The sequence below is a fragment of the Geitlerinema calcuttense NRMC-F 0142 genome, assembly GCF_030285425.1.
The window spans coordinates 11,974-38,168 of sequence record NZ_JASVEJ010000013.1 but is presented as its reverse complement, the minus strand read 5'-3'; the positions used below and the strand labels follow the sequence as shown (position 1 = coordinate 38,168).

At 48.5% G+C, this 26,195-nt stretch carries 23 protein-coding genes and 1 riboswitch; of the genes, 15 read left to right on the top strand and 8 right to left on the bottom strand.

Features of this window, described 5'->3' with window-relative positions:
* Positions 1-64 precede the first annotated feature (64 nt).
* Positions 65-1,099, top strand: a complete 1,035-nt coding sequence (locus tag QQ055_RS03430) for a PstS family phosphate ABC transporter substrate-binding protein (RefSeq protein WP_284475970.1) — start codon at positions 65-67, stop codon at positions 1,097-1,099.
* Positions 1,100-1,106: 7 nt separating this feature from the next.
* On the opposite strand, the gene QQ055_RS03425 is transcribed toward QQ055_RS03430, so the two are convergent.
* Positions 1,107-2,429 (bottom strand): flippase, encoded by a 1,323-nt coding sequence (locus tag QQ055_RS03425; RefSeq protein ID WP_284475969.1) that lies wholly within the window; start codon positions 2,427-2,429, stop codon positions 1,107-1,109.
* A gap of 365 nt (positions 2,430-2,794) precedes the next feature.
* Between QQ055_RS03425 and QQ055_RS03420 the strand changes: the two genes are divergently transcribed.
* The 5 genes from QQ055_RS03420 to QQ055_RS03400 all read left to right on the top strand — a co-directional run bounded on the left by QQ055_RS03420 (position 2,795) and on the right by QQ055_RS03400 (position 7,785).
* On the top strand, positions 2,795-3,742 hold the full coding sequence (locus QQ055_RS03420) for a hypothetical protein (RefSeq protein ID WP_286004235.1): 948 nt from the start codon (positions 2,795-2,797) through the stop codon (positions 3,740-3,742).
* Between the two features lie 103 nt (positions 3,743-3,845).
* The gene (locus tag QQ055_RS03415) at positions 3,846-4,949 is read left to right on the top strand and encodes a glycosyltransferase family 4 protein (RefSeq protein ID WP_284475967.1); all 1,104 of its coding nucleotides are present in this window, start codon (positions 3,846-3,848) and stop codon (positions 4,947-4,949) included.
* Between the two features lie 9 nt (positions 4,950-4,958).
* A complete protein-coding gene (locus QQ055_RS03410; protein ID WP_283361818.1) occupies positions 4,959-6,260 on the top strand; it encodes a glycosyltransferase family 4 protein in 1,302 nt (433 codons plus the stop codon).
* 17 nt (positions 6,261-6,277) lie between these two features.
* Entirely contained in the window at positions 6,278-6,811 is a 534-nt protein-coding gene (locus QQ055_RS03405) for a hypothetical protein (RefSeq protein WP_283361817.1), read from the top strand.
* Between the two features lie 32 nt (positions 6,812-6,843).
* Positions 6,844-7,785: a GNAT family N-acetyltransferase gene (locus QQ055_RS03400; RefSeq protein ID WP_283361816.1), complete on the top strand. Its 942-nt coding sequence runs from the start codon at positions 6,844-6,846 to the stop codon at positions 7,783-7,785.
* 94 nt (positions 7,786-7,879) lie between these two features.
* On the opposite strand, the gene QQ055_RS03395 is transcribed toward QQ055_RS03400, so the two are convergent.
* Positions 7,880-9,076: a homospermidine biosynthesis protein gene (locus QQ055_RS03395; RefSeq protein ID WP_283361815.1), complete on the bottom strand. Its 1,197-nt coding sequence runs from the start codon at positions 9,074-9,076 to the stop codon at positions 7,880-7,882.
* Positions 9,077-9,845: 769 nt separating this feature from the next.
* Between QQ055_RS03395 and cobO the strand changes: the two genes are divergently transcribed.
* The 4 genes from cobO (at position 9,846) to QQ055_RS03375 (ending at position 15,588) form a co-directional block, all read left to right on the top strand.
* Positions 9,846-10,475 carry a cob(I)yrinic acid a,c-diamide adenosyltransferase gene (cobO, locus tag QQ055_RS03390; protein ID WP_283361814.1) on the top strand — a complete coding sequence of 210 codons (630 nt, stop codon included), beginning with the start codon at positions 9,846-9,848 and terminating at the stop codon, positions 10,473-10,475.
* A gap of 3 nt (positions 10,476-10,478) precedes the next feature.
* Entirely contained in the window at positions 10,479-13,250 is a 2,772-nt protein-coding gene (locus QQ055_RS03385; protein ID WP_284475966.1) for an AAA family ATPase, read from the top strand.
* Positions 13,251-13,710: 460 nt separating this feature from the next.
* A complete protein-coding gene (locus QQ055_RS03380) occupies positions 13,711-15,231 on the top strand; it encodes a PAS domain-containing sensor histidine kinase (protein WP_286004234.1) in 1,521 nt (506 codons plus the stop codon).
* A 24-nt stretch (positions 15,232-15,255) separates the two neighbouring features.
* Positions 15,256-15,588 (top strand): sensor histidine kinase, encoded by a 333-nt coding sequence (locus QQ055_RS03375; RefSeq protein ID WP_349775313.1) that lies wholly within the window; start codon positions 15,256-15,258, stop codon positions 15,586-15,588.
* On the opposite strand, the gene QQ055_RS03370 is transcribed toward QQ055_RS03375, so the two are convergent.
* Entirely contained in the window at positions 15,585-16,115 is a 531-nt protein-coding gene (locus QQ055_RS03370) for a ferric uptake regulation protein (RefSeq protein WP_283361811.1), read from the bottom strand. The genes QQ055_RS03375 and QQ055_RS03370 overlap by 4 nt on opposite strands.
* A 218-nt stretch (positions 16,116-16,333) precedes the next feature.
* A riboswitch (cobalamin riboswitch) is annotated at positions 16,334-16,480 on the top strand.
* A gap of 33 nt (positions 16,481-16,513) precedes the next feature.
* On the opposite strand from QQ055_RS03370, the gene QQ055_RS03365 reads away from it, so the two are divergent.
* Complete coding sequence (locus QQ055_RS03365; protein ID WP_283361810.1) at positions 16,514-16,909, top strand: DUF1636 domain-containing protein; 396 nt, start codon at positions 16,514-16,516, stop codon at positions 16,907-16,909.
* Positions 16,910-17,073: 164 nt separating this feature from the next.
* Positions 17,074-18,108: a cobalamin biosynthesis protein CobW gene (cobW, locus tag QQ055_RS03360; protein WP_284475963.1), complete on the top strand. Its 1,035-nt coding sequence runs from the start codon at positions 17,074-17,076 to the stop codon at positions 18,106-18,108.
* A 17-nt stretch (positions 18,109-18,125) separates the two neighbouring features.
* Here the strand turns inward: cobW and QQ055_RS03355 are convergent, their stop codons facing one another.
* The 4 genes from QQ055_RS03355 to QQ055_RS03340 form a co-directional block, all read right to left on the bottom strand.
* Positions 18,126-18,527, bottom strand: coding sequence for a peptide chain release factor 1 (locus tag QQ055_RS03355; protein WP_283361808.1), 402 nt, complete (start codon positions 18,525-18,527; stop codon positions 18,126-18,128).
* An 87-nt stretch (positions 18,528-18,614) separates the two neighbouring features.
* On the bottom strand, positions 18,615-18,800 hold the full coding sequence (locus QQ055_RS03350) for a hypothetical protein (protein WP_283361807.1): 186 nt from the start codon (positions 18,798-18,800) through the stop codon (positions 18,615-18,617).
* Between the two features lie 261 nt (positions 18,801-19,061).
* Complete coding sequence (locus QQ055_RS03345; protein ID WP_283361806.1) at positions 19,062-20,147, bottom strand: polysaccharide biosynthesis/export family protein; 1,086 nt, start codon at positions 20,145-20,147, stop codon at positions 19,062-19,064.
* Between the two features lie 6 nt (positions 20,148-20,153).
* The gene (locus QQ055_RS03340) at positions 20,154-22,391 is read right to left on the bottom strand and encodes a GumC family protein (RefSeq protein WP_284475962.1); all 2,238 of its coding nucleotides are present in this window, start codon (positions 22,389-22,391) and stop codon (positions 20,154-20,156) included.
* Positions 22,392-22,891: 500 nt separating this feature from the next.
* Between QQ055_RS03340 and pyk the strand changes: the two genes are divergently transcribed.
* Positions 22,892-24,652, top strand: a complete 1,761-nt coding sequence (pyk, locus tag QQ055_RS03335) for a pyruvate kinase (protein WP_283361804.1) — start codon at positions 22,892-22,894, stop codon at positions 24,650-24,652.
* Here the strand turns inward: pyk and QQ055_RS03330 are convergent.
* Complete coding sequence (locus QQ055_RS03330; protein ID WP_286004233.1) at positions 24,649-24,798, bottom strand: hypothetical protein; 150 nt, start codon at positions 24,796-24,798, stop codon at positions 24,649-24,651. The two genes, pyk and QQ055_RS03330, sit on opposite strands and share 4 nt — an antisense overlap.
* Here QQ055_RS03330 and QQ055_RS03325 point away from each other — a divergent pair.
* Positions 24,791-25,300 (top strand): DUF2808 domain-containing protein, encoded by a 510-nt coding sequence (locus QQ055_RS03325; RefSeq protein WP_286004232.1) that lies wholly within the window; start codon positions 24,791-24,793, stop codon positions 25,298-25,300. The genes QQ055_RS03330 and QQ055_RS03325 overlap by 8 nt on opposite strands.
* 85 nt (positions 25,301-25,385) lie before the next feature.
* Positions 25,386-26,189 (top strand): LmeA family phospholipid-binding protein, encoded by an 804-nt coding sequence (locus QQ055_RS03320; protein ID WP_284475960.1) that lies wholly within the window; start codon positions 25,386-25,388, stop codon positions 26,187-26,189.
* The last annotated feature ends 6 nt before the right edge of the window (positions 26,190-26,195 follow it).

Genomic DNA, 26,195 nt, shown 5'->3' with positions numbered 1-26,195 from the left:
AACTATAATTTGGAACAGATTGCAACCTGTCTTCCTTGTTCGTGCCCAGGAGATCGAGATAAATATGGTTTTCTCTACCCGAACGCAATTGCTAGGGGCGATCGCCCTCATGATTTCAGCCTGCGTCCCCGCGCCCGAAGTTTCCACCCAAGCCATCACCAGCACTAACCTACCCGCCGTTTCTACGCCGGAAATTGAAATTGATGGTTCCAGTACCGTTTTCCCCGTTACCCAAGCCGTCGCCGCCGCCTTTCAACAAACGGAAAAAGGCAGTAATGCCCAGCTTGACTTGCGCTTTTCCGGGACTGGCGGCGGGTTTAAAAAATTCTGCGCTGGGGAAACCGACATTAACAACGCCTCTCGCCCAATTTCCGAAGCCGAGATCCTGGCTTGTCGAGAAGCGGGGGTGCGTTTTGTGGAGTTACCCATTGCTTTTGATGCGCTAACCCTGGTGGTGAACCCGCAAAACACCTGGGCGCAAGATATCACCGTAGACGAACTCAAAACCCTTTGGCAGCCTGCGGCCCAAGGACAAATCAAAACTTGGCAGCAAATTCGCCCCTCTTATCCCAACCGACCCATTAACCTGTATGGGGCGGGTTTAGATTCGGGTACCTATGACTATTTTGCTGAGGTGGTGGTGGGTTCGGGTCAGCAAACCCGCAAAGACTTTACCGCTAGCGAGGATGATAATTTACTGGTGAGTGGGGTAGCGAACGATCCGAATGCAATCGGATTTTTTGGCTATTCTTATTACGAGCAAAATCAAGACAAACTGAAGGCTTTAGCGATTAATAACGTATCGCCCCAGCGAGAAACGGTGGAAAATGCCGAGTATCAACCGTTTGCGCGGCCCTTGTTTATCTATGTCAATTATTTATCGGCCCAAAATAACCCAGCCGTTAAGGAGTTTGTCAACTTCTACTTAAAAAATGGTTCTCAGATTTCCGAACAGGTGGGCTATATTCCTCTACCAGAGGAAGCTTACAACATTGGGTTGGTGCATTTCTTTAATGGGGAGGTGGGAACCGCTTTTGAAGGCAAACCTCAGCCGAATTTGACCATCGGCGAACTGCTTCGCAAAGAACAAGCCTTTTAGTTCGGTTCTACGATCGCCTGAACAGGAAACTCAGGGTTAGGGCTTTGGTCATGATCCAGGCGAGACGACGGGTTGGCGGATAGATGAAACACATCACATAATCGGTAAAGCCGTAGGAAATGACGGTGGCGATCGCTGCCCCAATTTCTCGATACTGGGGAATTAGCCACAGGTTTAACCCCACGTTCATCACTGCCCCTAGGGAGGTGGCGACAAGGGCGAAAAGGGTCTGACCTTCGGTGACGATCCACACGCCCTTAGACCAGCCAAAGAAGGTAAACAGGGCCGCCCAGATGTGAATGGAAAGGACTTCACCGGCGCGGGCGTATTCTTGACCAAAGACGAGAACGACTAGGGGGGTAGACAGGAAGGTCATGGGGATGGCGATCGCATAGGCAATTCCCGCCATCAGGTTAAACAGTTTTTGCAGTTTGCCATAGTAGGCGTTTTCCCCCTGGTTCTTAGCTTCGACGATGCTAGGGGTCACGGAATTGACAATGGCGATCGCAATGAAATACCACACTTCCGATAAGCGGGTGGCTGAAGAGTAGATCCCCACAGACTCATCGGTGGCGAGTTGTCCTAACATCACTTGGTCAACCCGCAGATAGACCATAATTGCTAGGTTTGATAGAATTAACGGCCAGCTATCTTTGAGTAAACCTCGCGCCCGTCCCCAGTTCACTTGCCAGGTTCGCAGGTTTTCGCCACTGATACTATAGGCGACGGTTAAGCCAATTCCGCCTAACGCGCTTTCAGCCAGCGCCGCCCACGCGAACGCCACCAGGGGGGCTTGCAGGGAAATTAACAGAATGCGAACCGCCGTCATGATGATAAAGGCGATATTTTTCGCCCAGACGGTGTATTTAGATTGCACCTGGGTTTGAAACCAGAAGTCAATCGTATTGAGAGATTCAAAGACGAGGCTACCGGAGATGATGGCGACTAGCAGGCGAATCAGGGGATCGTCTGGACGCAAAAGGGCGATCGCGCCGATCGCTAGGATGTAACCTAAAATACCGCTACAGACTTTTAAGGCTTGCGTTGTCCCCAGGGTTTCGGCTTTACAGTCGGGATCGCGGACGATGTTGCGAACCACGATTTGATCTAAGCCTAATGCCGCCAGGGTCGTAAATAATGAAACAAAAGCGATCGTATAATTCAGTAAGCCAAACTGGTCGGGGCCTAAGTAACGGGCTAGCCAAGCGGTGATAATCACTCCAACGCCCATGCGAAGAATGCGATCGGCAAATAGCCAGCCAATGTTACCTAAAATCTTACGCAGTCCGGGACTCAGCTTTTCGAGCGTAGCATTATACTTATTCAGCATTGCAGGTATCCGGCAGTTGATCGGGCTTAGAGGAGGTTATCAAAGGAGTCAAGGAAGCCCCTTGCAGTTCAGCACCCTAAAAATCTTTTCTGTTCTCACTTTTGAGTTATATTTGAGAAACTTAACGGACGATACACACTGCTAGTCAAAGCTTGACAGGACTTCACAAGTTCAGCCTCGCAATGCTGACAGCCTCCCCAAAAAATTCTCGATTAATACTCTAGCCTAATTGTCAAACAATCACCAACGGTAAAATTATCGATCTCAAGCAGACAAGGGTGAAAGTAAGTGTCTCAAACTGAAGTGTTACTGGTAGCTTCAACTGACTTATGAATCAAGATTCAAAGCCTCAAAAAAATCTGGTTATGGGTTTAGTGAAAACCTATAATTTTGAGAAGATTAAACCTTTTCTTCTCTCGCTTAGAAATACGGGCTATGAGGGTGATATTTGTTTTCTCGTCGGCGATCTAGCCCCGGAAACCATTGCCGGAATTCGCGAGTTTGGGGTTGACGTGCAAGCGTTTAACGAGCTTTATTTTCAATTGCCCTTATATCGTAACGGCAAGTGGGCGATGAAAAAGATTTATCCTTATCATCGCCTGGTCAATCTTTATCCCATTAATCGCTTAAATTATTGGATTGTTAAAAAGCTAACGACTGGAAAACGCGGTTCTTATCGCACAAAGGCACAAATTGCTAGCTTGTTTGTTCATGTGATGTGCGTGCGCTATCCCCTGTACTATCTCTATCTTTCAAAGTATGGGCATCAGTATGACAAGATTATGCTAACGGATGTGCGCGATGTGATTTTTCAGCGAGATCCGTTTGATTTTGAAATTGGCGATCGCCTCTGCTGCTTCTTTGAAGAAGAAGGTAAAACGTTAAATGTTGGCGATGCGAATACTGAATGGATCGCCCAAGGATTTGGAAAAGAAGCCTTGCAAGAAATTGGTCATTGTCGAACCTCTTGTTCGGGAACAACGATCGGTAGCCGCGATGCCATTTTGAATTATTTAGAAGTGATGATCGATCGGATGCTTGCCTTAAAATGCCATACCTGGGGCATCGATCAAGGCGTGCATAACTATATTTTGCATAAGGGGTTAGTGCCAAATGTGAAATTTTATAATAATTACCAAGGCCCAATCCTAACGATGCATTATAGTGAAGCATCAAAGCTCAAATTCAACGAACAGGGATATTTAGTCAACGAAGATGGCAGTACGATCAACGTTCTCCATCAGTACGATCGCCAAAGTCCTGAAGTCAAAAGTCAGATGACCGTTTATCAACGTAGCGAATGCATTTGTTAGCTTAACTTGACTTCCCTACCATCATCAGAGTGCCAGGAGTTTACAAACTTCCACGATTAGACAGAACGAGCAAAAATAAACCGCTCTTGTGCGAGGTCTATAGATGCAGCTAAAACAAGTTGTTGCAACAGGCGATCCCAATTTTCTCTATCGCTATCAATATCTCCTCAAAGCCCTAGAAGCCCATTGTCAGAGTCTAGAACGCTTACCCTGTGGCGATGTCTATAATAACAAGCTTCCCCAAAAAGTAGCAGATACGGCTTATAAAGTTCTTTATAAAGTCTCCTTAAGCCAAGCCGATAAAATTTTTCATAAAAACCCTAAAGCTTACATTACCAAATCGCGCAACGCCGAGAGAAAAATTCGTCAACTTCCCTACAAACCCGATTTTGTCTTACAGATTTTTGGTTTATTTAGTCCCTTTTGGGATAACTTTGATATTCCCTACGGGATGTACTTAGATTACACCATGAAACTGGCTGCTGATAAATGGTCGCCTTGGTGTCCTTTTGATAACGCTAAAGATTTAGAAGCTTGGTTGGAATGCGAACGCAAAGCCTATCAAAACGCGACCCATTTGTTTCCCATGAGTCAGATGGTGAAGCAATGCTTAATTGAAGATTATGGCGTCAAGCCCGATAAAATTACGGTAGTTGCGTCTGCGGGTCACTTTCACGAACCCTACACTGGTAAAAAGAAATTTGGTAGCTATCAACTGCTATTTAACGGTTCTGACTTTGAACGTAAAGGCGGCCCCTTAGTTCTAGAAGCCTTTAAGCAAGTTCGTCAAGTGATTCCCCAAGCTCAACTCGTGATTATTGGTAAAAAGATTAATATAAACGAACCGGGTGTTTTAAATCCGGGCCGCATTCGTTCCCACGATGAACTGCGCGAGATTTTCCTCAATACCGATATTGTTGTTGCCCCTTCCTATTGCGAACCTTTCCAAGAATTCTTACTCGAAGCCCTCAATTATGGCGTTCCTTGTGTTGTTTCCGATCGCGATGGAATGCCCGAAATTGTCGAACAAGAGGTGAATGGAATTTTAGTGGATCAACTTACCGCAGAGGCGATCGCAAAAACCCTCATTTCCCTGCTTCAAGATCCGCAACGCCTCGCCGCCATGTCCGATGCAGCCCGATCGAAAATTCAAACCACCTTAAATTGGGATAGCATCGCCCAAAAAATTGTTAACGCCCTTACCTAACCGACTCCCATGTCAAAAGACCGCTTGCGAGTCCTGCTGATCGCCCAAATTGCTAACCCCGAATGGATCAGCGTCCCCTTAGTGGGCTGGTCGCAAACCAGAGCGATCGCCAATATCACTGATGCTCACGTTATCACCGAACTGCCCAATCGGGAAGTCTTCCAGCGGGCGGGATGCGTTGAAGGCGAATACTTTACCATTATCGATACCGAACCCGTCCGCCAACCCATCGAGAAACTCATATCCCTACTACGGGGAGGGGAGGGAAAAGGCTGGACAACCGCGATGGCTTTCTCAGTTTTCCCCTACTATTACTTTGAACGCCAAGTTTGGCGGAAATTTGGCAAACGGATCGCTAACCAAGAATTCGATATCGTTCACCGCGTTACCCCCTTAAGCCCCACCATCCCCAGCATTCTAGGGGGAAAATGCCGTCAAGTCGGCGTTCCCTTCATTGTGGGGCCCCTCAATGGCGGCTTACCCTGGCCCAAAGCCTTCGATACCGTTCGCCGCCAGGAAAAAGAATGGCTGTCCTACGTCCGGGATGTCTATAAACTCTTCCCCGGCTACCGTTCCACCCGTCGCGATGCGGCTGCTATTTTAGTGGGTTCGCGCAATACCTGGGAACAAATGCCCGCCCCGTATCGGGCGAAAAGCATTTATATCCCGGAAAACGCTATCGATCCGCAGCGCTATGCCCTGCGTACAGGGGTTCCCCAAACGCCGATCAAAGTGGTGTTTGTGGGGCGTCTGGTTCCCTATAAAGGGGCGGATATGCTGCTAGAAGCGGCTGCACCCCTGATTCGCGATCGCCTTCTCACGGTCGAAATTATTGGCGATGGCCCGGATATGCCGCGCTTGCAAAGCCTGATTGCTGAAGAACGCCTGACAGATGGGGTAAAACTGGCAGGCTGGCTAGAACACGCCCAAGTTCAAGAAAGACTCGCCCAAGCTGATATTTTTGGTTTCCCCAGCATCCGCGAGTTTGGCGGTGCAGTGGTTATTGAAGCAATGGCGATGGGTGTCGTGCCGATTGTAGTAGACTATGGCGGCCCCGGCGAGTTTGTCACCCCCGATACAGGTTACACCGTCCCGATCGCGCCGCGTACAGAAATTGTCCGGCGTTTTCGCGAGATCTTAACCGACCTGGCAAATAATCCTAGCGCGATCGCTCCCTTGGGACAACGCGCCCGCGATCGCGCCCTCAACTTGTTTACCTGGGACAAAAAAGCCCAACAAACCCTAGAAGTCTACAAATGGGTACTGGGACAGCGACCCGATAAACCGGATTTTGGGATGCCTTTCTTTTAAGTGTTGATGGAGGAACTATGAAACCTAAATTCTGTGAGTTTATAACTCTAGCATGGGTTGCCTCACCCCTGATTGCTCTTTTCTGGGGTCTTCCCAGTCAGGCTCAAAATTGTAACTATTTTCTGGGAAAAGCTGTCGGCGGGCAAAATGTTTTTGTGAACCTTTGTTCAATTGAACGAATTAACAACCGTAGCGTCAACTTCACTTACAGTTTGGAAAATGAAAGAATTTCAAGTCAAGCAAACTGTACGGCTTGGAGTTGGACAACTTTTCCCGAACAAGCCGTAAATTATCCTCAATCTCAGGCTACAGAAGACTTAATGAAAGTGGTTTGTACTGCCCCTAGCTTTACTCCCGGTACCTCCATTGCAGTCGTCTTCGATCCGCCTTCTAATGTACGAAACCGTCCCAACGGAGAGGTTCTTTGCACCGTTCGAGAATTTCGGGCCATTCAATTACAGGCAGGGATGACCAGTGGAAGAGAGTGGTATCCTACAAATGCATGTGGTACGCCGGGATTCATTCACAGAAGCCAGATTCGCTTTAATTAACTGGAACGTAACGAAATAGGAAAGCAACTTTGATGGATGTCAGCGTGCGTCTACTGCAAGAAAGCGAACTTCAGGAAGCCGATCGCATTTTCCGTTTGGCGTTTGGTACCTTTATTAAACTTGCCGATCCGCTGCAATTTTGTGGGGATGCGGGATATTTTCACCATCGCTGGAAAACAGACCCTCGTGCGGCTTTTGCGGCAGAAGTTGACGGTCAATTGGTGGGTTCTATTATTGCTGTGAATTGGGGGAGTTTTGGCTATTTTGGCCCGTTAAGCGTTCATCCCGACTTTTGGGGACAAGGAGTCGCCAAACAGCTTGTGCGGGCTGCGTGCGATCGCTTTGAGGCATGGAATAACCAGCAAACCGGGTTATTTACCTTTCCCAATAGCCCGTTGCATCATGGGTTGTATCAAAAATTTGGGTTTTGGCCCAACTATCTCACTATGGTGATGGGAAAAACAGTCAACTCCCACCAAGCGGTTTCTAACGAAGCACAATTTTCCCAACTCACCCCCTCGCAGCAACAGGAATGCTTACAAGCCTGTAGGGAATTAACCGATAGCCTTTATCCCGGTTTGGACGTATCTGGGGAAATTCAAATTGTTTCTAGCCTCAACCTCGGCGATACTCTATTGTTATGGGATGAGTCTGGGTTAGCGGGTTTTGCCGTTTGCCACTGGGGGGCAGGAACGGAAGCCGGAAGCGATACCTGTTATGTTAAGTTTGGGGCCGTCCGACCGGGAAGGCAAGCAGGCGATCGCTTTGAGCAACTCCTCAACTTGTGCGAAGCCGTCGCCGCTACCCAAGGTTTATCGCGCCTAGTGGCGGGTGTCAATTCTGGACGACAAGCCGCTTACCAACAAATGGTGAACCGAGGTTTCCGCACCGAAGTCACAGGCGTTACCATGCTTCAACCCCACGACGGGGGTTATAACCGCCCCGATATTTTTGCCCTAGATGACTGGCGGTAGTTCAAGAAGATCTTCCTTAGCACTCAGCACTAAAAAAAGTCCTCCCTATCGCCAGATAGAGAGGAGGATCAGTAAAGGAGAGGTTAACTATTGATTAGTGACGTTTTTTGCGGATCGGAGTGCCACAAGGATAGGTGGCGACGGGTTCCGCTGCAACCTCTTCAAAAACAGGAATGGGTGGAAGTTCGACGGGCTGGCGTTTTGCGGCTTCGTAGTCTTCCCGAAGTTTAGCGAGTAATTCTTCGCGACGATCGTAAAGACGCTTGAGCGATCGCGGCTGGCATTGCTGCATCACATAGGCGGTAATAATGGGTAGTGCGATCGTGCTATCGGTGTAACAAACAATCGTACTGGGGAGTTCATTCGGGTCAACTTTACCCCAACTGACTGCTTCCGAAGGCGTTGCACCCGACAAACCGCCCGTATCGGGACGTGCATCAGTAATTTGGACAAAGTAGTCGTGTCCCCGTTCTTCCAAACCTAGCACTTCATGAAGTTGGGGTTGGGTTTGCAGCAAGAAGTTTTTCGGACTGCCGCCACCGATAATCACAGCAGCGCTTTTGCCTTCTACTTCCGGGATACCCGACTCGCGGGCCCCATAGGCGATCGCTGCTGTTTCGTTAACATCTAAAGAAGGATCGATAACTAACTGAGATCCTTCCAGCGCCAAAGCTGCCACGTTCATGCCAATGGAACTATCCCCAGGCGAAGAGGTGTAGATGGGGACGCCACATTCGTAAGCAGTCGCCAGCAGGCAGGAATTTTGAACGCCTAAGCGTTTTTCCACTTCCCAAACATACTTACCTAACAAATAGTGAAATTCTGCGGTTCCCATGCGCTTTTGGAAAGCAGGAGCGCGTAAGATTTCCCGAATAAAGGCATCGGTTTGCAACAGCACATCGTAGCCAAACACGATGTCATAAATCCGAATCCGACCTTCATCGCGCAGTTTAACATCATCAGCAAACGGACTGCCTGCATACAAGCTCATCCCCAGTCCGTAGTGCATATCGTGGTACAGGTTCGCACCCGTGCTGATCATCCAGTCAATGAACCCGTTGCGGATCAAGGGGGCTAATACACCTACGCCAAACCCGGCAGGTGTCATGGCTCCCGATAAACTCACGCCGACTGTAACGCCCGGTTGCATGACTTCGCGAGTCAGCAGGTGACAAATTTCCCGCAGCCGCGCTGAATTATAAGCGGTAAAATAACCGTCAATTAGATCGACGACGCCGATCTCAGTGGGCATGGGGGAGGGTGCAATTCTATGGTTGAGTAGTTTTGACATTTCGATACTCCAAATAAGGCGAATAGCATAAAAGAAATTGAAAGTGTACGTGTCGATCCCCATCGTTTGAGATAGCCAGGAGCAAGAGATATCTGCTATTGAGGATTTTTAGAATCTCAACAGCAAAAAACTGAGCCGCATGGCTAAATTCGCCAGATGATTGCCATTAACGGAGAGGATCTCCAAATCAATAGCCCTCTGTTGGCGAGCAGGTGCGTTACTTCAACGCCGCCCTTTATTGTGGGGAAAAATTTTCGCTCTTGTAGGAGTAGACGAGACAATCAGTCCTACCATAAGAGCTTGACCGACCCAGTTCGTGCTATCTACATTTCGTAGAGTTTAACGAACCTGAAGTTACAGGTCGGTCAGCTTATACTAGGTGCTTCACAACGATCCGCCCAAGAGAGAGCGGGATCGCACTTGCGCTTGCGTTTGAGTTTCATCTCCAGATACCATGAAGGTCTCCAAGGGTATCCGGTCAGGGCAGGGAATACCAATTTTGTCTTGCAACCTGAACTTAAGGATGAGCAATCTCACTCTAGCATTGATGTTGCTGAAGTAGCTCAATAATTTTACTTAAAGTTCGGATAAGGTTTGGCGATTCCGCAAAGCGGATCGCTTCGCGAATCGCACCCAAAAAGGACTGCTATCCCTGAAAAAGCGAGGGTTTTGGCTAGAACCTCTCCCTAAGATAGAAATTCACTGGACGGCAAATTTGCCGCCTAAATCTGCCACGATATTAGAAAACCCTCGTTGAGAGTTTGAGTCTATGGATCGGTCATCTTCTCCTGGTTCCCTCACATCTGAACAGTACCGCCAGAAAATGCAGCGCCGCAAGGAAGTTCAGGAACAACGCCTCGCGCAGGCTTCCCAAGAAAAGGGGCTAATTGTGGTCAATACTGGAAATGGTAAGGGCAAAACCACTGCGGCTTTAGGAATGGTACTGCGATCGCTCGGACATGGCTATCGAGTGGCGATCGTACAATTTATCAAAGGGGCTTGGGAACCGGCGGAGAAACAGGCATTTAGTCCTTGGGTTCCGCATCAACTGGAGTTTCGCGCAATGGGGGAAGGCTTTACCTGGGAAACTCAAGATCGCGATCGCGATATCGAAAAAGCAACCCAGGCGTGGGAAACTGCCCTAGAATACATTCTCAACCCCGAATTTAAGCTCGTTTTGTTAGATGAGATTAATGTCGCCCTTAAGCTGGGTTATTTGGATGTCGATACAGTATTGGCAGGGGTGAAGCGCAAGCCAGCACAAACTCATGCGATCTTAACCGGACGCGGCGCGCCACCTCAACTGATCGAGCAAGCTGACCTAGTAACGGAAATGACCTTAATTAAACACCCTTTCCGCGAACAGGGGATCAAGGCGCAACCCGGAATTGAGTTTTAAACTATGGAAATTCTCTCCGTTCAACTGGAAAATTTTAAGTCTCATCGCCAAAGCTATTTTGAGTTTGAGGCGGGAACCAATGCGATCTGCGGGGAAAATGGGGCAGGAAAAACCAGTATCCTAGAAGCGATCGCTTGGACGTTGTTTAACTACAGCGACTACAGCAAGGAGGAGTTGATCCGCAAAGGCTGTTCTCAAGCCCAAGTTGTGGTTAAGTTTATTTCCAGTTTGGATGGTAGAACTTATCAAATTCAGCGCTGTACTAAGCGCGGCTACGAACTGTACGATCCTCAACTGAAGCGTAAGTTAGATTACACAAAGGTTGAGGATGTCACCCTCTGGTTGCGCCAACATCTGGGGGTAGGGCAAAATACGGAACTATCAAAGTTATTTTCAGAAACGATTGGAATTCCTCAAGGAACGCTGACGACGGATTTTTTGAGGAAACCGGGCGATCGCAAAAAGATTTTTGACCCTATATTGAAGGTTGAAGAATACAAGCAGGCTTTTACTCAAGGAAGGGATTTAGAAAACCACGCCAAGCTTCAAGTTAGCCAACTCGAACAAGCTATTAATCATTACGAACTACAATTACAAAATTGGGACGAACTGCAACACGAAAGCCAGCAACTCATTTTAGCAATTGAAGCAGATGAGGTTGAACTAGAAACGCTAACTCAACAATTGGCAGTATTAAAACAAACGCGAGATGAATTTGCTCAACTTGCCAAGACCATTCAATCTTTAGAAAGTCGCTTGCAAACGGCAAAGGCTCAAATTTCTAGTCAATTACAAGCCAATCAAATTCGCCAGCAATCTCTAGAAAAAGCACAGGAAAGCTTGCAAGTTTGTATTTCTACTCGTCCGGGATATTTGGCGTATCAGGAGGCTGAAGCTAAATTTCAGCAATTCACCAAGCTGCAATCTGAACGTCAGACTCTTCTTCAACAACGAGAACGATATATTCAACGCTTAAATCAATCTGAAATTGATTTACAATTGCTTCAAGATAAGGTCAATCGCGCTCAAGACTACCAAGCCCAACTCGACCGCTTTCAACCTTTAATTGAACGTCAAGAAACCCATGAATTAGAATGCATTCAACAAGAAAAAACGTTGCAGGAGGTTCAATCTGCTCAACGGGATAAACAGAGGGTAGAAGCAGAACTTTTGCAACTGCAAGACAAGCTGACTGTTCTTCAGGAAAGTATTGAAAAACTCCGCAGTTTAGAAGCAATCGTTCGCCAAATTCCAGAATTAGAAAAACAACAAAATACAGTCAGCGAAAAGCTCAGTCGGATCGCCGCCGCCCAACAATTTAAGGAGAGTTTATCGAAGTTAGTCAAGCGGAACGAACAAAAGCGCGATCGCTATTTAATTCAACTGCAACAAACTCTACAACAACTCGATTCCTATCCTCAACTCCAAACCCAAGTCAAAAATACTTTTGAATTAGCCGATCTATCTCATTCAGAGATGTTAGAATCTCTCCAGGCAATTCTTAACGATCTGCATCAGCAAACGTCTCCTCAACAGCTTCAGCAGCATTTAGAAGCGCTACAAGGACAACTGAATACGGCTTATCAATGTCGAACCGATTTTGCTAGTTTAGCCGCAAAATTACAAGACCAAAAGCAGCTAGGAACCGAAATTCAAGAGCGGCGATCGCACCTCAGTAAACTCACTTTTCAGGTAACACAAGAACCAGAGATTGTCAAGCAATTAGAAGCCACTCGCCAACAACTCGCCGCCTTAAAAAATCCCCGCGCTCAAGCCGAACTTCTTGCCCAAGAAATTCAACAACTCGCCAACATTCAACAGAAATATAGCGGCGCGCAACAGCTTAAAGAAAAACTCCTGCAAGAGATTCAAACCCTAGAAGAACAACTACGTTCCTTTGACGAACTCGATCGTCAAATTGAAGAATGTAATCAAATCAAGACTCAACATCAACCCCAATATTTAGACTACCTCAAACACGAAGAAGCCGCCCAACATTGTCCCCGACTTGAAGCCGAATTGCAAAGTGCGATCGCCCAACTGCAAGACTTAGAAAATCAGCACCAAGCCTTACAAGTCGAACGCGATAGTTTAACAGCCAGCTTCGATCCCCAACAGCAAGAAAACCTCGAAACCGAATATCACCTCAAATTTCAACAACAGGCCCAAATTCAAGGCAGCCTTGCCCCCAAACGCAGCGAATTGGCTCGAATTCAACAACAAATCGAGCAGTATAAACAACTCGCACAAGAGCGCGATCGCGCAGCCACGCGGCTCCAGCAATGTCAACAAACGCTCAAATTTATTACCGACTCTCGGAGCTTCTATAACCAAGCTTCGCCCCGAATTACAAAATTCTACCTCGAAGAAATTTCTCGCGAAGCCGATAAGCTTTTCCGCGAACTCCTTAACCGTCAAAATGTTGCCTTAGAGTGGACAGAAGATTACGAAATTGTTGTCCAAGAAGACGGACATCGGCGCGGTTTTAAAAGCTTGTCTGGCGGCGAACAGATGTGTGCTGCACTGGCAGTTCGGTTAGCGCTCCTCCGTATCATTGCTGATATTGATATTGCGTTTTTTGACGAACCGACAACCAATATGGATCTCCCGCGTCGCCGTCAGCTAGCCGATGCGCTCGCAAGGCTCTCAGGAAGCGGCAGTCAAATCCAAACCTTCCGTCAGCTTTTTGTGATTAGCCATGACGATACCTTTGAAAATCTCTCGCATTTTATCCATGTTCGGCGCGATGCTTCGGTGTCTGTAGAATTGGACTGACAAAAAATGCTGAAAGAATACCTGATTGACTGACAAATCTGATTAAGGTGTTGTCCGAACCGCCCTCCCATAGGAGAGGGAACGCTCATCGCTGATTAACTCCCTTCTCCCAATGGGCGAAGGGTTGGGGATGAGGGCAAAAGAGTTTTGTCAGTTAACCAGGAAAGAATACCCAAATTACAGATAATCCTTCCTAAAATTTAGTTACAATTCCAGTGCAATCTTACTCAAGCTGAATGGTAGAGTAAGTCTGATTCAGTCCCCCTAGGTGAAGTCTGCTCCAGCACAGGTAAGGATAGGCGGGACTTGGGTTAACAGGGTGAACCCAATCAAGGGATAGCTAAGGTCATTGTTTGCTAACCTATCCCACCTCTAACTGGGGTAACTCCCGCAGGTAGAGTCAAAACTCTTTCAAGAGTCTACCTGGAGCTAAGACAAGCTCGCACGCGCTGTAGATTGAATGGTTAGGTCGATCGATCGCCTCTTTGGAAACATGGCAAACGCCAGCTTTTTCTTCTCAAACCCGTTGTTTTCTGGCTTAAACCTTGATGCTAGTCCCAATTTTCTGCAACAACTGATTGAATGCTGTCCGGTTGGCTTAATTCTATGCCGCCTAGACGGGACTTTAGTCGCCGTTAACTCCCAGTTGGCGCAACTTCTCGGAAGAAGGGTGGAAGAACTTCTGAACCTCACCTATTGGGAGATTACCCCAGAAACTTACCTGAGTGCAGAACGATCTCAGTTTGCTCGCTTGCCAAACCTCCAGCGTTACGGCCCTTATGAGAAAGAATATTGGCATCAAGCGGGCTACACCATTCCAGTTCAAGTTTCGCGAGTGGTGCTGCAACATGCTGGAGAAAGCTTAATTTGGTCTAGCGTTACCGATATTAGCGATCGCAAACAAGCCGAACAACGGCTTCTCAAACACTATCACCTGCTACAATCCATCATCGACAGTACCCCAGACGCCATCTTTGTTCGAGACTTACAGGGAATTTACGTCATCAGCAATTCTGCAAATTCTCGTCTGTTTAACAGAACCTCCCCGGAAGTCGTTGGAAGAAGCGATGCAGAGTTTATGCCCTTAGAAGTCGCCCAAAAACTCTGGGAAGTGGATCGGCGCATCGTTCAAACCGGGATCTCGGAAAACATCGAAGAAGTCCTCACCGTAGGCGATGTCACCTATATTTTTAACAGCATTAAAAGCGTTTGGCGCGATGCCCAAGGCAACCCTTTAGGAATTGTGGGAATTTCTCGCGATATTAGCGATCGCAAACGCGCCGAACAAGCCCTGCGTCACTACCAAGAAACCCTCGAAGAACGGGTGAAACAGCGTACCGGCGATCTGACCAAAGCCAACCGCAAACTCGTTGCAGAAATTGTCGAACGCCAACAAATTGAAAAAGCCCTCCGCCAAAGCGAGACCCGCGAACGAGAAAAAGCCACCCACCTCGAAAAAGCATTGCACGATCTCCAGCGCACCCAAGCCAAACTCGTCCAAAGCGAAAAAATGTCTAGCCTAGGGCAATTAGTCGCTGGAATTGCTCATGAAATCAATAACCCCGTCAATTTTATTTACGGCAACATCACTTATACAGGTCAATATGTTCAAGACCTATTTAAGCTTGTTGAACTTTATCAAGATTGCCATGCCCAATCCCATCCCGAAATTGTCGCCCACATAGAAGCCATTGACCTAGAGTTTGTGCAAGAAGATCTGCCGCGAATCCTAGAATCTATGCGCGTAGGGGCAGAACGCATCCGGGAAATCGTCCTTTCATTGCGGAATTTCTCGCGAGTAGACGAATCTCAGATGAAATCGGTCGATATTCATGAAGGTCTAGAAAGCACGTTGCTAATTTTGCAAAATCGCCTGAAAAGCAAGCCCAATAGACCGGCCATTAACGTAGTCAAAACCTACAGCCCCTTGCCAAAAGTGGAATGCTATCCCGGTCAACTCAATCAGGTTTTTATGAACTGATTGCTTTGTAATTGACATGATGCCCTGGAAGCCAAACTAGAATCTGCTGAGGCAGCGCCAGCAAATTCTAGCGACTCCCCAACCATTACCATCTCTACAGAGGTTCGCGCCTCCGACTGGGTGGCCATCTCCATCGCCGATAATGGGGTGGGAATGTCCGAACAGATCCAAAATCAGCTTTTTAACCTATTTTTTACAACCAAGCCTGTGGGTAAAGGAACAGGACTCGGTTTACCCATTAGCTATCAAATTATTGTGGAGCGGCATCAGGGATATCTCCATTGTCAAAGCCAAATTGGGCAAGGCACAGAATTTATTATTGAAATTCCCCTGAAGCAGAACCACCAGAAGACTTAGTTCTCGCTTAGGTCTTCTTCAAGTTCCTCAGTTTGGGCGATCGCTCTCGAACAAGCCCAATTACTCGGTAACATCGCCGGCCACCCTCTCCGCAAGGCTTCCGGGCAAATCGTGTGAATGGTCAACTGACAATCAATCAGTTCCAAACCCATCTTATCGACTTGCTTCACCCCCTGCTTGAGAATCGTGTCATTTCTAAACTCAATGGTGCGGTTGCACTGCACGCAGACCAAATGATGATGATGATGCGGGTAGGGATGGTTGAGTTCGTAGTGCTTATGGCCTTCTGCTAGCTCTAGTTCTCGTAAAATCCCCATTCGCGCCATCAACTTAACGGTGCGGTAAATCGTTGAGAGACTGATTTGTTCGTCTCGTTTGTGCAGGACGTTATAAAGTTCTTCCGCACTGAGATGATTGCCCCTCGGCAGGTTTTGAAAAACGTGCAGGATCGTTTCTCGCTGCGGGGTCAAACGCCAGCCTTTGGAATTCAGCTCTGCTTTGAGGGAAGAAGCTGTGTAGAGCGGCATATAATCTTCTCAATAAAGTCTGTTTGTTGAAAATTATAGCTTTTTTTGCCATTAGTTAGCAAGAAGCTCAGTTTATTGAGAACGAATACCATTAGCCCGCTCCAACTTCTGCCGAAAATCCTGGCTAATTGACGCTTGTTATCCGTAGAAACCCTGACACCTGTTTAAATGAGCGCCCCGGCTCGCAAAGAACCATCCCTTCTCAATCCCCTTCCTGATAAGATGAAGCAGCAGCCGGTTCTGATGGGAAACAGCCATTCGACGCAAGGGGGAAAGTTTGGTGCAAGTCCAACGCTGTCCCGCAACTGTGATGAGATGCCTTTACATCTTTAAGTCAGGATGCCCGCCGCCTGTGACATTCGCCCACAACATCCGCGAGGTACGGATCGGTTTAATCTATGAACATTCGCCATACATTATTTGTTTGTACCAGTTGCGCCACAGTCTGGAAAGACGGCAAACCCCAAGGCAAAAGTGGGGGAGAGGTTTTCTTAGAGTCCTTAACTCAATTGCATCAAACCTGGGAATTACAAGGAGAATTCCCGATCAAAGCCGTGCAATGTATGAGTGCGTGCAGCCATCCCTGCGCGGTTTCTTTTACTGCGGTTGGCAAACACACTTACTTATTTGGAGACTTGCCCATCAGTGAAGAAAGTTTGTCAACTACAGCCGCCGCAGTTTTAGAATGTGCCGATCGATATTACAACAAAACAGACGGATTATTACCCTGGTCTGAACGTCCCGAACCCTTGAAAAAAGGGATTATTGCCAGAATTCCTCCGATTGATATCTAAGCATTTGGAAGGAAATGGGATAAGTTCATTTAACTTTACAAAACTTACCGGCGGGTTGTGCAATTTTGCATTGAGCGCCCCGATCCGGGCTTAGTCCAAAAGCCAACAATTTCCAGCTTTTCCGGCTCGCTCCATACACAAAAACATCCTTTTAACCTTTCAACATGGCTGCTAAAATTCCTGTCACCGTCATTACCGGATTTCTGGGTTCTGGAAAAACCACCACGATCCGCCATCTACTCCAAAATAACCAAGGACGCCGGATCGCCGTCCTCGTCAATGAATTTGGCGAAGTGGGTATCGATGGCGAACTATTGCGTTCCTGTCAAGTCTGCGACGAAGATGAACCCGCAACCAGCAACATTATTGAACTGACCAATGGTTGCTTATGCTGTACCGTGCAGGAAGAATTTTTTCCCACCATGCAGGAGTTGCTGAAACGCCGCGACCAAATTGACTGCATGTTAATTGAAACCTCCGGTTTGGCGTTGCCTAAACCCCTCGTCCAAGCCTTTCGCTGGCCGGAAATTCGCGGCGGTGCCACGGTTGATGGCGTGGTGACGGTGGTAGATTGCGAAGCGGTTGCTACGGGAACCCTCGCTAAAGATTTAGAGGCACTCAACGCCCAACGCCTCGCCGATCCCAGTCTCGAACACGAAACGCCCCTAGAGGAGTTATTTGAAGATCAACTCGCCTGTGCGGATTTGGTGTTGCTGACGAAGGTAGATTTAGTGGATGAGGCGACTCGCGATCGCATTCAATCCTGGCTGCAACAACAACTCAGACCGGGCGTTAAGGTCGTTCCCTGTGCGGCGGGTTCTGTTTCTGCCGATTTACTCCTCGGCTTTAATGCAGCCGTAGAAGACGATTTGGCGGCACGTCCCAGCCATCATGACACGGAGGAAGATCACGACCACGATGACGAGATTAACTCCGTTCCCCTGGTGTTAGACCGGGGATTCGATCCGCAAACCCTGCAAGCAACCTTGCGGGAACTGATGCACAAGTTGGAAATCTACCGCGTTAAAGGCTTTGTGAATGTCCCCAATAAACCGCTACGTTTGGTGGTACAGGGGGTTGGCGATCGCATTGAGTCGTTTTACGACCGCCCGTGGCGAACGACAGAGGAACGGCTAACGCGCCTAGTCTTTATCGGTCGCAGCCTCGATTCGCAAACCATTGCAGAGGCATTTCAATAAGGTTTTGCTGTAATGTTCTAATGCCAGTAGGGGCGTCCTTTCCAAAAGATGCCCACTACTACCCCCACCAAGGTCATCCGCGAAACTTCTAGAAAGAAGGCCGATGGAATTAACAAAGATTTGAGAAATAAAACCAGCATCACGCAAGGAACCAACGCCCAAAGGGTGGACGCGCTCAGGATCGCAACGCCTTGCCAACGCTCTAGCAGATAGACGGCTAATGCACCAATCCCAACATTGACTAAAAACTGCATAATCGCTCCCAATATGCCATCCCGTACCAGCGATAGGGCGCTGCTCACAACAGCAGATTGAATAGCCCACACTAGCAGTAAATCTAGAACGGTAGCGATCGCCACTGTTAGTAGGGCAACCACAATCAGCGATCGCCACGGAAGATATTTTAAGCGATTAAACATCCGATTCGATTTCACCTAGACCGGGACAAAGATTGGGCATCGGGATAACAAACCCCATCTCAACTCCCCATTTTGACAAGAATAAGACTATTCAGACAAACTTTCTAAGCTTGCCAGCATTTGCTGCAAATATTCGCAGTCTATTCCCTCTTCGCCAGATTGAGCGATCAAACTCCGCCGAATTCGCCTCGGATTTTGGCGTTGTTTCTCAGGCATCCAGCATTGGAACTGCAAAGATTTCCAGCTTTGGGTGCGAGTCGCAGTACAAACCATAGTGCTTTCCTCAACTTGCCTGGGGAGATCCGCCAAATCAGGTTTGATGAATCTCCCACATTTATCATTCCCCTTTTTGGGGATCGATCTAACACGCGAACGGATGTCCGAAACGAGTCTGGGATCGAGAACTCAGCCCCTCTCTTGAACCCACGATCAAAAGGGCGCTCCAGAGCAACATCAACAATTGCGCCAACACTAGATTAGATACCCGAATGCCAAAGATAAATCCACCGAAATATAGACCTATCGGTTAAGCCCTTAATTACCCCCCAATAATAAGCGGATCAGTTGAATAAACTGCATCACCGCACTAGCGGGGCCGGATAAACGGTTAGCCGTGTTGAGTCGAGTGGCAGTACGGGTTGTTGGCACCACGATCACGTCCCCTTCTTCAATTTGAAAATTATCCGTCAGAGTGCTGAGATCGAGGCGCTGTTCTTCCACCCGTCCATCCTCTTGAACCCGAATAAACGAAACCTCGTTCAGTTTTGCATCTGGCGTCGGGCCTCCAGCGATCGCGATCGCGCTACTGAGCGAACTTCCCGGCGGTACAGCTTTCTCCCCAGGAATCTTCACCTCCCCCACAACCCGCACCCGTACCGTTAGCGGCGCAATACTCGAACGGGCAATTAACCGGCGATCGAACTCTTCATCTGAGTTGAGCCTAGGCACAAAAATCGAATCGCCATCCCGCAACAGCAAATCGCGCGAAGCATTCGATGTCACTGCATCTAAAAGATTAATCGTTTGAGTACCCGTTCCCCCCACTACCCCCGCTCTCACCAATTGAATCGCTCGAATATCCGCATTTTTGGTAATCCCTCCCGCTTTGAGCAAAGCACTACTCAGCGTCGGTAATTCAAAAAACTCATTGCCAATATTTGTAATATCAGGAACGTTATTTAACTGCAAAGGCCCCGGACGCTGCACCTCTCCAGCAACATTCACCCTCACCGGCCGCAACTTGACTAAATCAACGCTCACCACCGGATCTCTAACCCAAACTCCCAGACGAGCCGTTAAATCCTGAGCCACCTGCGCCGGGGTGCGTCCTGCAATGGGAACCAAACCCACCAACGGTAAGGCAATTGTCCCATCCGGCAACACGACCTTGCGACCTGTAAATTCTGAGTAATCAAAGACAATAATTTCAATTTGATCGCCAGGGCCTAACAGATAGCTGGTATCGAGCGGACTTGCGCCCACATCAGGCACGGCTTGCGCTCGCACTGGCCCAGAAAGGCTGGCAACTCCTGCACCACTCGCACCAAGAATCAGCAAAGAGGGTGCAATCCAGACAGGTATTGCTGAGGCGGTTAATAAACAACTGAGGCGTTTTAGCATGAAAACTTATCTATCCCAGTCTGGGAACGATGGATCGGATGAACTTTCAGAGGGAACCGTCACCTTTTTAATGGCGGCATCTTTGTATTTACCTTTGTGGTAAGCCTTGACGCGTTGAAAGGCTCCATCGGGTTCGCTACCCGCGCTGACACCGTTAACGACCAGACCTAAAACATTTTGTCCCGACTGAGCCAAGATTTCGCGGGCCCCGCCAGCACTAGCCGTGTCAATAATACCGGGACGAGTCACCAGCAACAGCCCATCGGTCATTTTCCCTAAAGCGAGGGCATCAGCAACCAGTAAAAACGGGGGGGTGTCGATGATAATGAACTCGTAGTTATCTCTGAACTCTTCTAAAAGCGAGGCCATCCGCTTGGAGTCAATCAGCGCTAGGGGATTGGGGGGTGTTGCGCCCGATGGCAAAACGTCGAGATTTTCCATGACCTCGCGCACGGCAATATTAAATTTAGCTTGATTGGCAATTACGTCGCTCAAGCCTGCCACATTGGTGAGGTTCCAGATTTGGTGCTGCGTAGAATGGCGCATATCGCCATCAATCAGCAAAACTCGCCGCCCCAATTGAGCGGTAGCCACGGCTAAGTTAGCAGCGACGGTTGATTTCCCTTCCTGAGAAACCGCGCTGGTGACAACAATGATTCTAATTTCGCGATCGGGACTAATAAATTTGAGATTGGCTTGTAAGGTGCGATAGGCTTCGCTAGTATAGGTGGTCGGTTGGTCGCGGGTGGGGAGCAGGGGAATTTCCCGACGAGAGCTAAAGCCTGGGAATCCAAAGCGTTTTTTGGTGGCGGGAATCATCCCCAACAGGGTATAGCGGAATAGCATTCGCAATTCTTTGGCAGTTTTGATGGAGGGGTCCATCAACTCCAACAGGAAGGCAGTGAGAACGTACAACATGCTACCGCCCACAACACCAGCAGCCACGAGCAATTTCTTATTGGGGGCTACGGGATTAACGGGCAGGGTGGCGTAGGAAATGACGCGTGCATTCCCGACGTTCTGGTTTTCGGCAATTCGGACTTCTTGGAGGTTTCTTAATAGGATTTGATAAGCCGATTGAGCCGCATCGAGTTGTCGCTGGAGGTCGCGCTGTTGCTGCTCTAGACGCGGTAGGGCATTGGCGCGATCGCGATAGCTGCCTTGCGCCCTCACTAAGGCGCTGACGTTACTCCCTAACCCCAACCGTTGTACTTCCGCATTCACTAAATCGGCCGTTAGCTGCTGTTGCAGTTCGCCAATTTGCAAATCTCGTCGATCCACCGCTTGATTATTGCCCAAAACCTGGGCGACGCGCTCTTGAAGCAGATCGTTTAACGCGGCTTCTCGACGTTCGAGATTAGTAATAATAGGGTGCTGAGATTGGTAGCGAGTCCGTTGAACGGCTAATTGATCCTGGACTTTCTGGTATTCGGTTAAAACTTGTTGAATTGCGGCTGACTGACTCAGCGTATTGATCGCTAGTGCTTGTTGCGGGTTCAGCCCCATTTGACTTTGCAAGGCTTGGCTGCGAGCCGTCGCGTCTTCATATTGCGCTTGGGCTTTAATCACCTCGCTATCGAGGTTAGAAATCGAAATGACCGCAGAGGTGGCTTCATCTTGCAGGGAAACAACGCTATTTTCCTCTTTAAAGGCGCGGAGGGCTGCTTCGGCTTGGCGCACGGTTTCTTCGGTGTCTGGAAGCTGCTGCATGATGAATTCGCGAGCCGCTGTTGCTTCCCGACGGTTCACCAAAATATTGTTATTGATGTAGATATCCATCAATTTGTTAACTGCATCAGCCGCCTCTTTGGGATACTGGCTCTTAAAAGCAATCATTAATACATCCGTCCCCTCAATTTTCTTAACGTTGAGCTGGGACAGAAAGTCGCCGGGAGGAATGAACTTGCCCTGATCGTCGCGGAAATTCAAAGCCTCCACAGTTTCTTTGACAATAGGCATGGAGCTAATCACTTCCGCTTCAGTATCCAAGGGGTTATTGAATTGGGTCAAGGTGTCTAGCTGACCAATTTTCGCTCCGGCATCGGTAACGAGTGCAGAGGTTGTGTTTTGCTTTTTAAATAACAACTTGCCTTGGGCTTCATAAACCGGATCGGCCGTTGCTGCTTTATAGGTCGCGAGGGTGACAATCAATGCAAAAACACTTGATGCAGGTAGCCAGTGTCGCTTGAGTACCAGCCAGTATTTCTGAAAATCTATGCCTTCAGTGTAATCGGTAGAGTCCATGAAACATCCCTTGAGGAGGCTCTCGTGTCTATTTTGGCTTAATTACCTGCTAGATCGCCACGCAGTTTATACTTGATTGACTATCGCGATCCTAAATGAGTTGCAAACCAAGCAGGGACTTAAGTCCCTCGTTTGCTAAGACATTCACAATCTATTGGCGATTAATCGCCTTGCACCCTTAATGTTTGCGAACGACTCAACGCTATACTAACCATTTTTAGATGCCATTGAGTGCTTGAGACTGTTAAAGATCGCGATCGCAGTTGCTCCCCAATCGAAGGATTGAACCAGCGGAACCCCAGTCCCAATCGGGTAGCTATTATAGCTTTTCTTGCCGCCCAATCTGGGTAAACTTACCCTAGCCAAGCGCCCCACCGGCTGGAGATCGGCAAGGGTCTACCCCAAAGGAATCGTTAATCTCTAACTCCGATGGCTCTGGCTTTGATATATGATAGGCATCTTGTTTACCTTTTTTGCTCTGTTGCCGAAAAACTCCACCCATGCAACTGCACGATTCCTTGCGTCGGACGAAGATTGTTGCCACGATTGGTCCTGCAACCAGTCAACCAGATGTTCTCCGCAGTCTTATTGAAGCGGGTGCCACCACGCTGCGACTCAATTTTTCCCACGGCACCCATGAAGATCATCAACGCTCGATTCGCCTGATTCGGCAGATTTCTTTTGAGCTGAATCAACCTGTAGGCATTCTCCAAGACTTGCAAGGCCCCAAAATTCGTCTCGGCCGCTTTGAGAATGGGTCAATTTTAGTCAATAAAGGCGATCGCTTCACGCTGACCAGCAATCCCATGATTGGGAACCAAGCCATCAGTTCTGTCACCTACGAACCCCTAGCCGATGAAGTTCCTGTCGATGCCACCATTCTGCTCGATGACGGCCGGGTGGAGATGCTGGTTGAAGAAGTAGACCAAGGCAGCCGACAATTACATTGTCGCGTCGTCGTTGGGGGCGTCCTCTCTAACAACAAAGGCGTTAACTTCCCAGGCGTCTACCTCTCCATTAAAGCCTTAACCGAAAAAGACCGAGAAGATTTAAGATTTGGTCTTAATCAAGGGATTGACTGGGTAGCGCTGTCCTTTGTCCGCAACCCGCAAGATGTCCTCGAAATTAAAGAACTTATCTTTAACGCGGGCAAACAAATTCCTGTCATCGTCAAAATTGAAAAACATGAAGCCATCGAGCAAATGGACGCTATTTTAAGCCTCTCCGATGGCGTCATGGTGGCTCGCGGGGATTTAGGGGTTGAATTACCCGCCGAAGATGTCCCTATTTTACAGAAACGCTTAATCACAACAGCGAACCGCCTGGGAATTCCAGTAATTACAGCCACTCAAATGCTGGATAGCATGGTTCACTCGCCCCGTCCAACCCGCGCGGAGATTTCTGACGTAGCCAATGCGATTCTAGATGGTACAGATGCCGTCATGCTCTCTAATGAAACGGCAGTGGGGAAATATCCCGTAGAAGCAGTGGCAACAATGGCCCGGATTGCAATTCGCACTGAGCGAGAAATGAAGGCGCATCAAGCCCATCCGCATACGCGCCGTTCAATCCCCAATTCGATTTCTCAAGCTGTGAGCCGCATTGCCGAACAATTGGAAGCCAGTGCAATTATGACCCTGACGAAAACCGGGGCTACTGCGCGGAATGTTTCCAAGTTTCGCCCCAAGAAACCGATTCTGGCAGTGACTCCCCATGTCGATGTGGCGCGTCGCTTGCAACTGGTTTGGGGGGTTACGCCCTTATTGGTGTTAGATTTGGCTTCGACGAATCAAACCTTCCAAGCGGCATTAGGGGTGGCTCAAGAGAAGTATTTGTTGCAGGAAGGCGATCTAGTGGTCATGACTGCCGGGACTTTACAGGGCGTTCCCGGTTCAACAGATTTAATTAAGGTGGAAGTTGTAACCGCCGTTTTATGCAGTGGAACGGGGGTAGGACAGGGGTTTGTCAGCGGTCGGGCGAGGATTGCTCATAATGGCATTGATGTCACTCACTTTAATCCCGGTGAGATTTTAGTCGCCCCTTCAACCAGTGCTGATTTTGTGGATGCGATCCGCAAGGCGGCGGGTGTGGTGACAGAAGAAGAGAGTTTAACGAGCCATGCGGTGGTGATTGGTTTGCGTTTGGGAATTCCGGTGATGGTGGGTGTCAAGCGGGCAACAGAAGTGATTCGCGATGGCTCAATGCTGACGCTGGATTTACAGCGCGGTTTGGTTTACTCCGGTGCGATTGGTCCGTCTTAGGTGAATAGAGGTCGCTCTTTGGGTTGATTGAGGGCGATCGCGCTCGGATACACAATAAAACTATTCCGCGATCGCGTTCGGTACTCTCCCATGAATCTCATCACCCGAATCGGCTTAACTTTAGCAGCTCTTGCTTCGATGGGCATTCACGCTCAATTTGCCAAAGCCGTGCAACTTGCTGATGGCAGCACCCATTTTGTTCAACCCCCCCGCCTATTGTCTGCCAGTACAAGCTTTAATACGGTTAATGTTTGGCACGCTAGCTACGATTTCACCCTAGATTTGCCTGAGAATGCAGGCGAACCCTTGCAGCGCGTCACCATTGCTTTGCGGGAGGGGGGAGATTTTCCTCAATTTTTCCTCACTGAAAGCTGCGCTTTTGCAGGAGGTTCTTCCCGGCGGGGTCAAGCTTTAAATTTGCAAGGCGTCACTCAAGATCGTCAATCGCAAAGTCTAACTATTGTCTTCGATCCGCCCGTAACACCAGGTCAAACCGTCACCATTCGCCTGTATCCGATTCGCAACCCGCGCTTTGGGGGTGTTTATCTGTTTGGCGTGACTGCTTTTCCACCGGGAGAACAGGCGCGGGGTCAGTTTTTAGGCTACGGACGCTTGCACTTTTATGAGGGCGATCGCTTCTGGTATTAATCGATTTGGAGCTAGCCACTGCAACCGTTAGCCGTTAGATTAACTATGAAAGTTCAATTTTACGGCGCAGACAACATAAATATTCATGGAATTTCTGACGATCCTGCTTTCGGGTTTGCTCCTATTGGCTTCTCCCATTGGCTTAGTGGTCGATCGGGTGGGGGAACGGCTGATTCGCTCTCAGTTTGAACGTATCGAACAGCTTGAAGTCCGAGTCGATAACCCTCCAAGCCATCAATTATTACAAGGGAAGGTTGAACGCATCCAAATTGCAGGACGCGGACTCTGGCTGCAACCGGATATTCGACTCGCGGCGGTGGATATTGAAACCGATCCCATCGATCTCGATCTGCCTCAGTTGCGCGAACGGTTAAGACAGCGAGATTTTTCATTTTTAGAAAGACCGATCCAAGCGGGAATTCGTCTGGCTCTGAGCGAAGAGGATATCAACCGGGCATTGCGATCGCCTGCTGTCACCAATCGCCTGCGAACAGCGGCTAGCCAATTGTTTCCCGGTCCAATGGGCGCTCAAGTCAACCGCTATGAAATCCTCGCCCCTCAAGTAGAGTTCTTAGGAAATAATCGCTTTCGCATCCAGGTTAATTTACAAGAACAGGGAACGGCAACAACCCCGATTACGCTAACCGCAGAAACGGGTTTAGGGACGATTGGCGGACGGAAACTTCAACTTCTGAACCCTCGTCTAGAATTAAATGGCACTCCCGTTCCAGAACTCTTTGTTAATTTACTAACAGAAGGGGTTAATCGACGCCTCGACTTGCAAGTGCTAGAGGCTTCAGGAATTACAGCGCGGCTTTTACAGGTAGAGGTCAATCCGGAACAAATGGAAATGGCTGCGTTTGTAAGATTAGCTCCGCCTTCCCGTTAAGCTTTG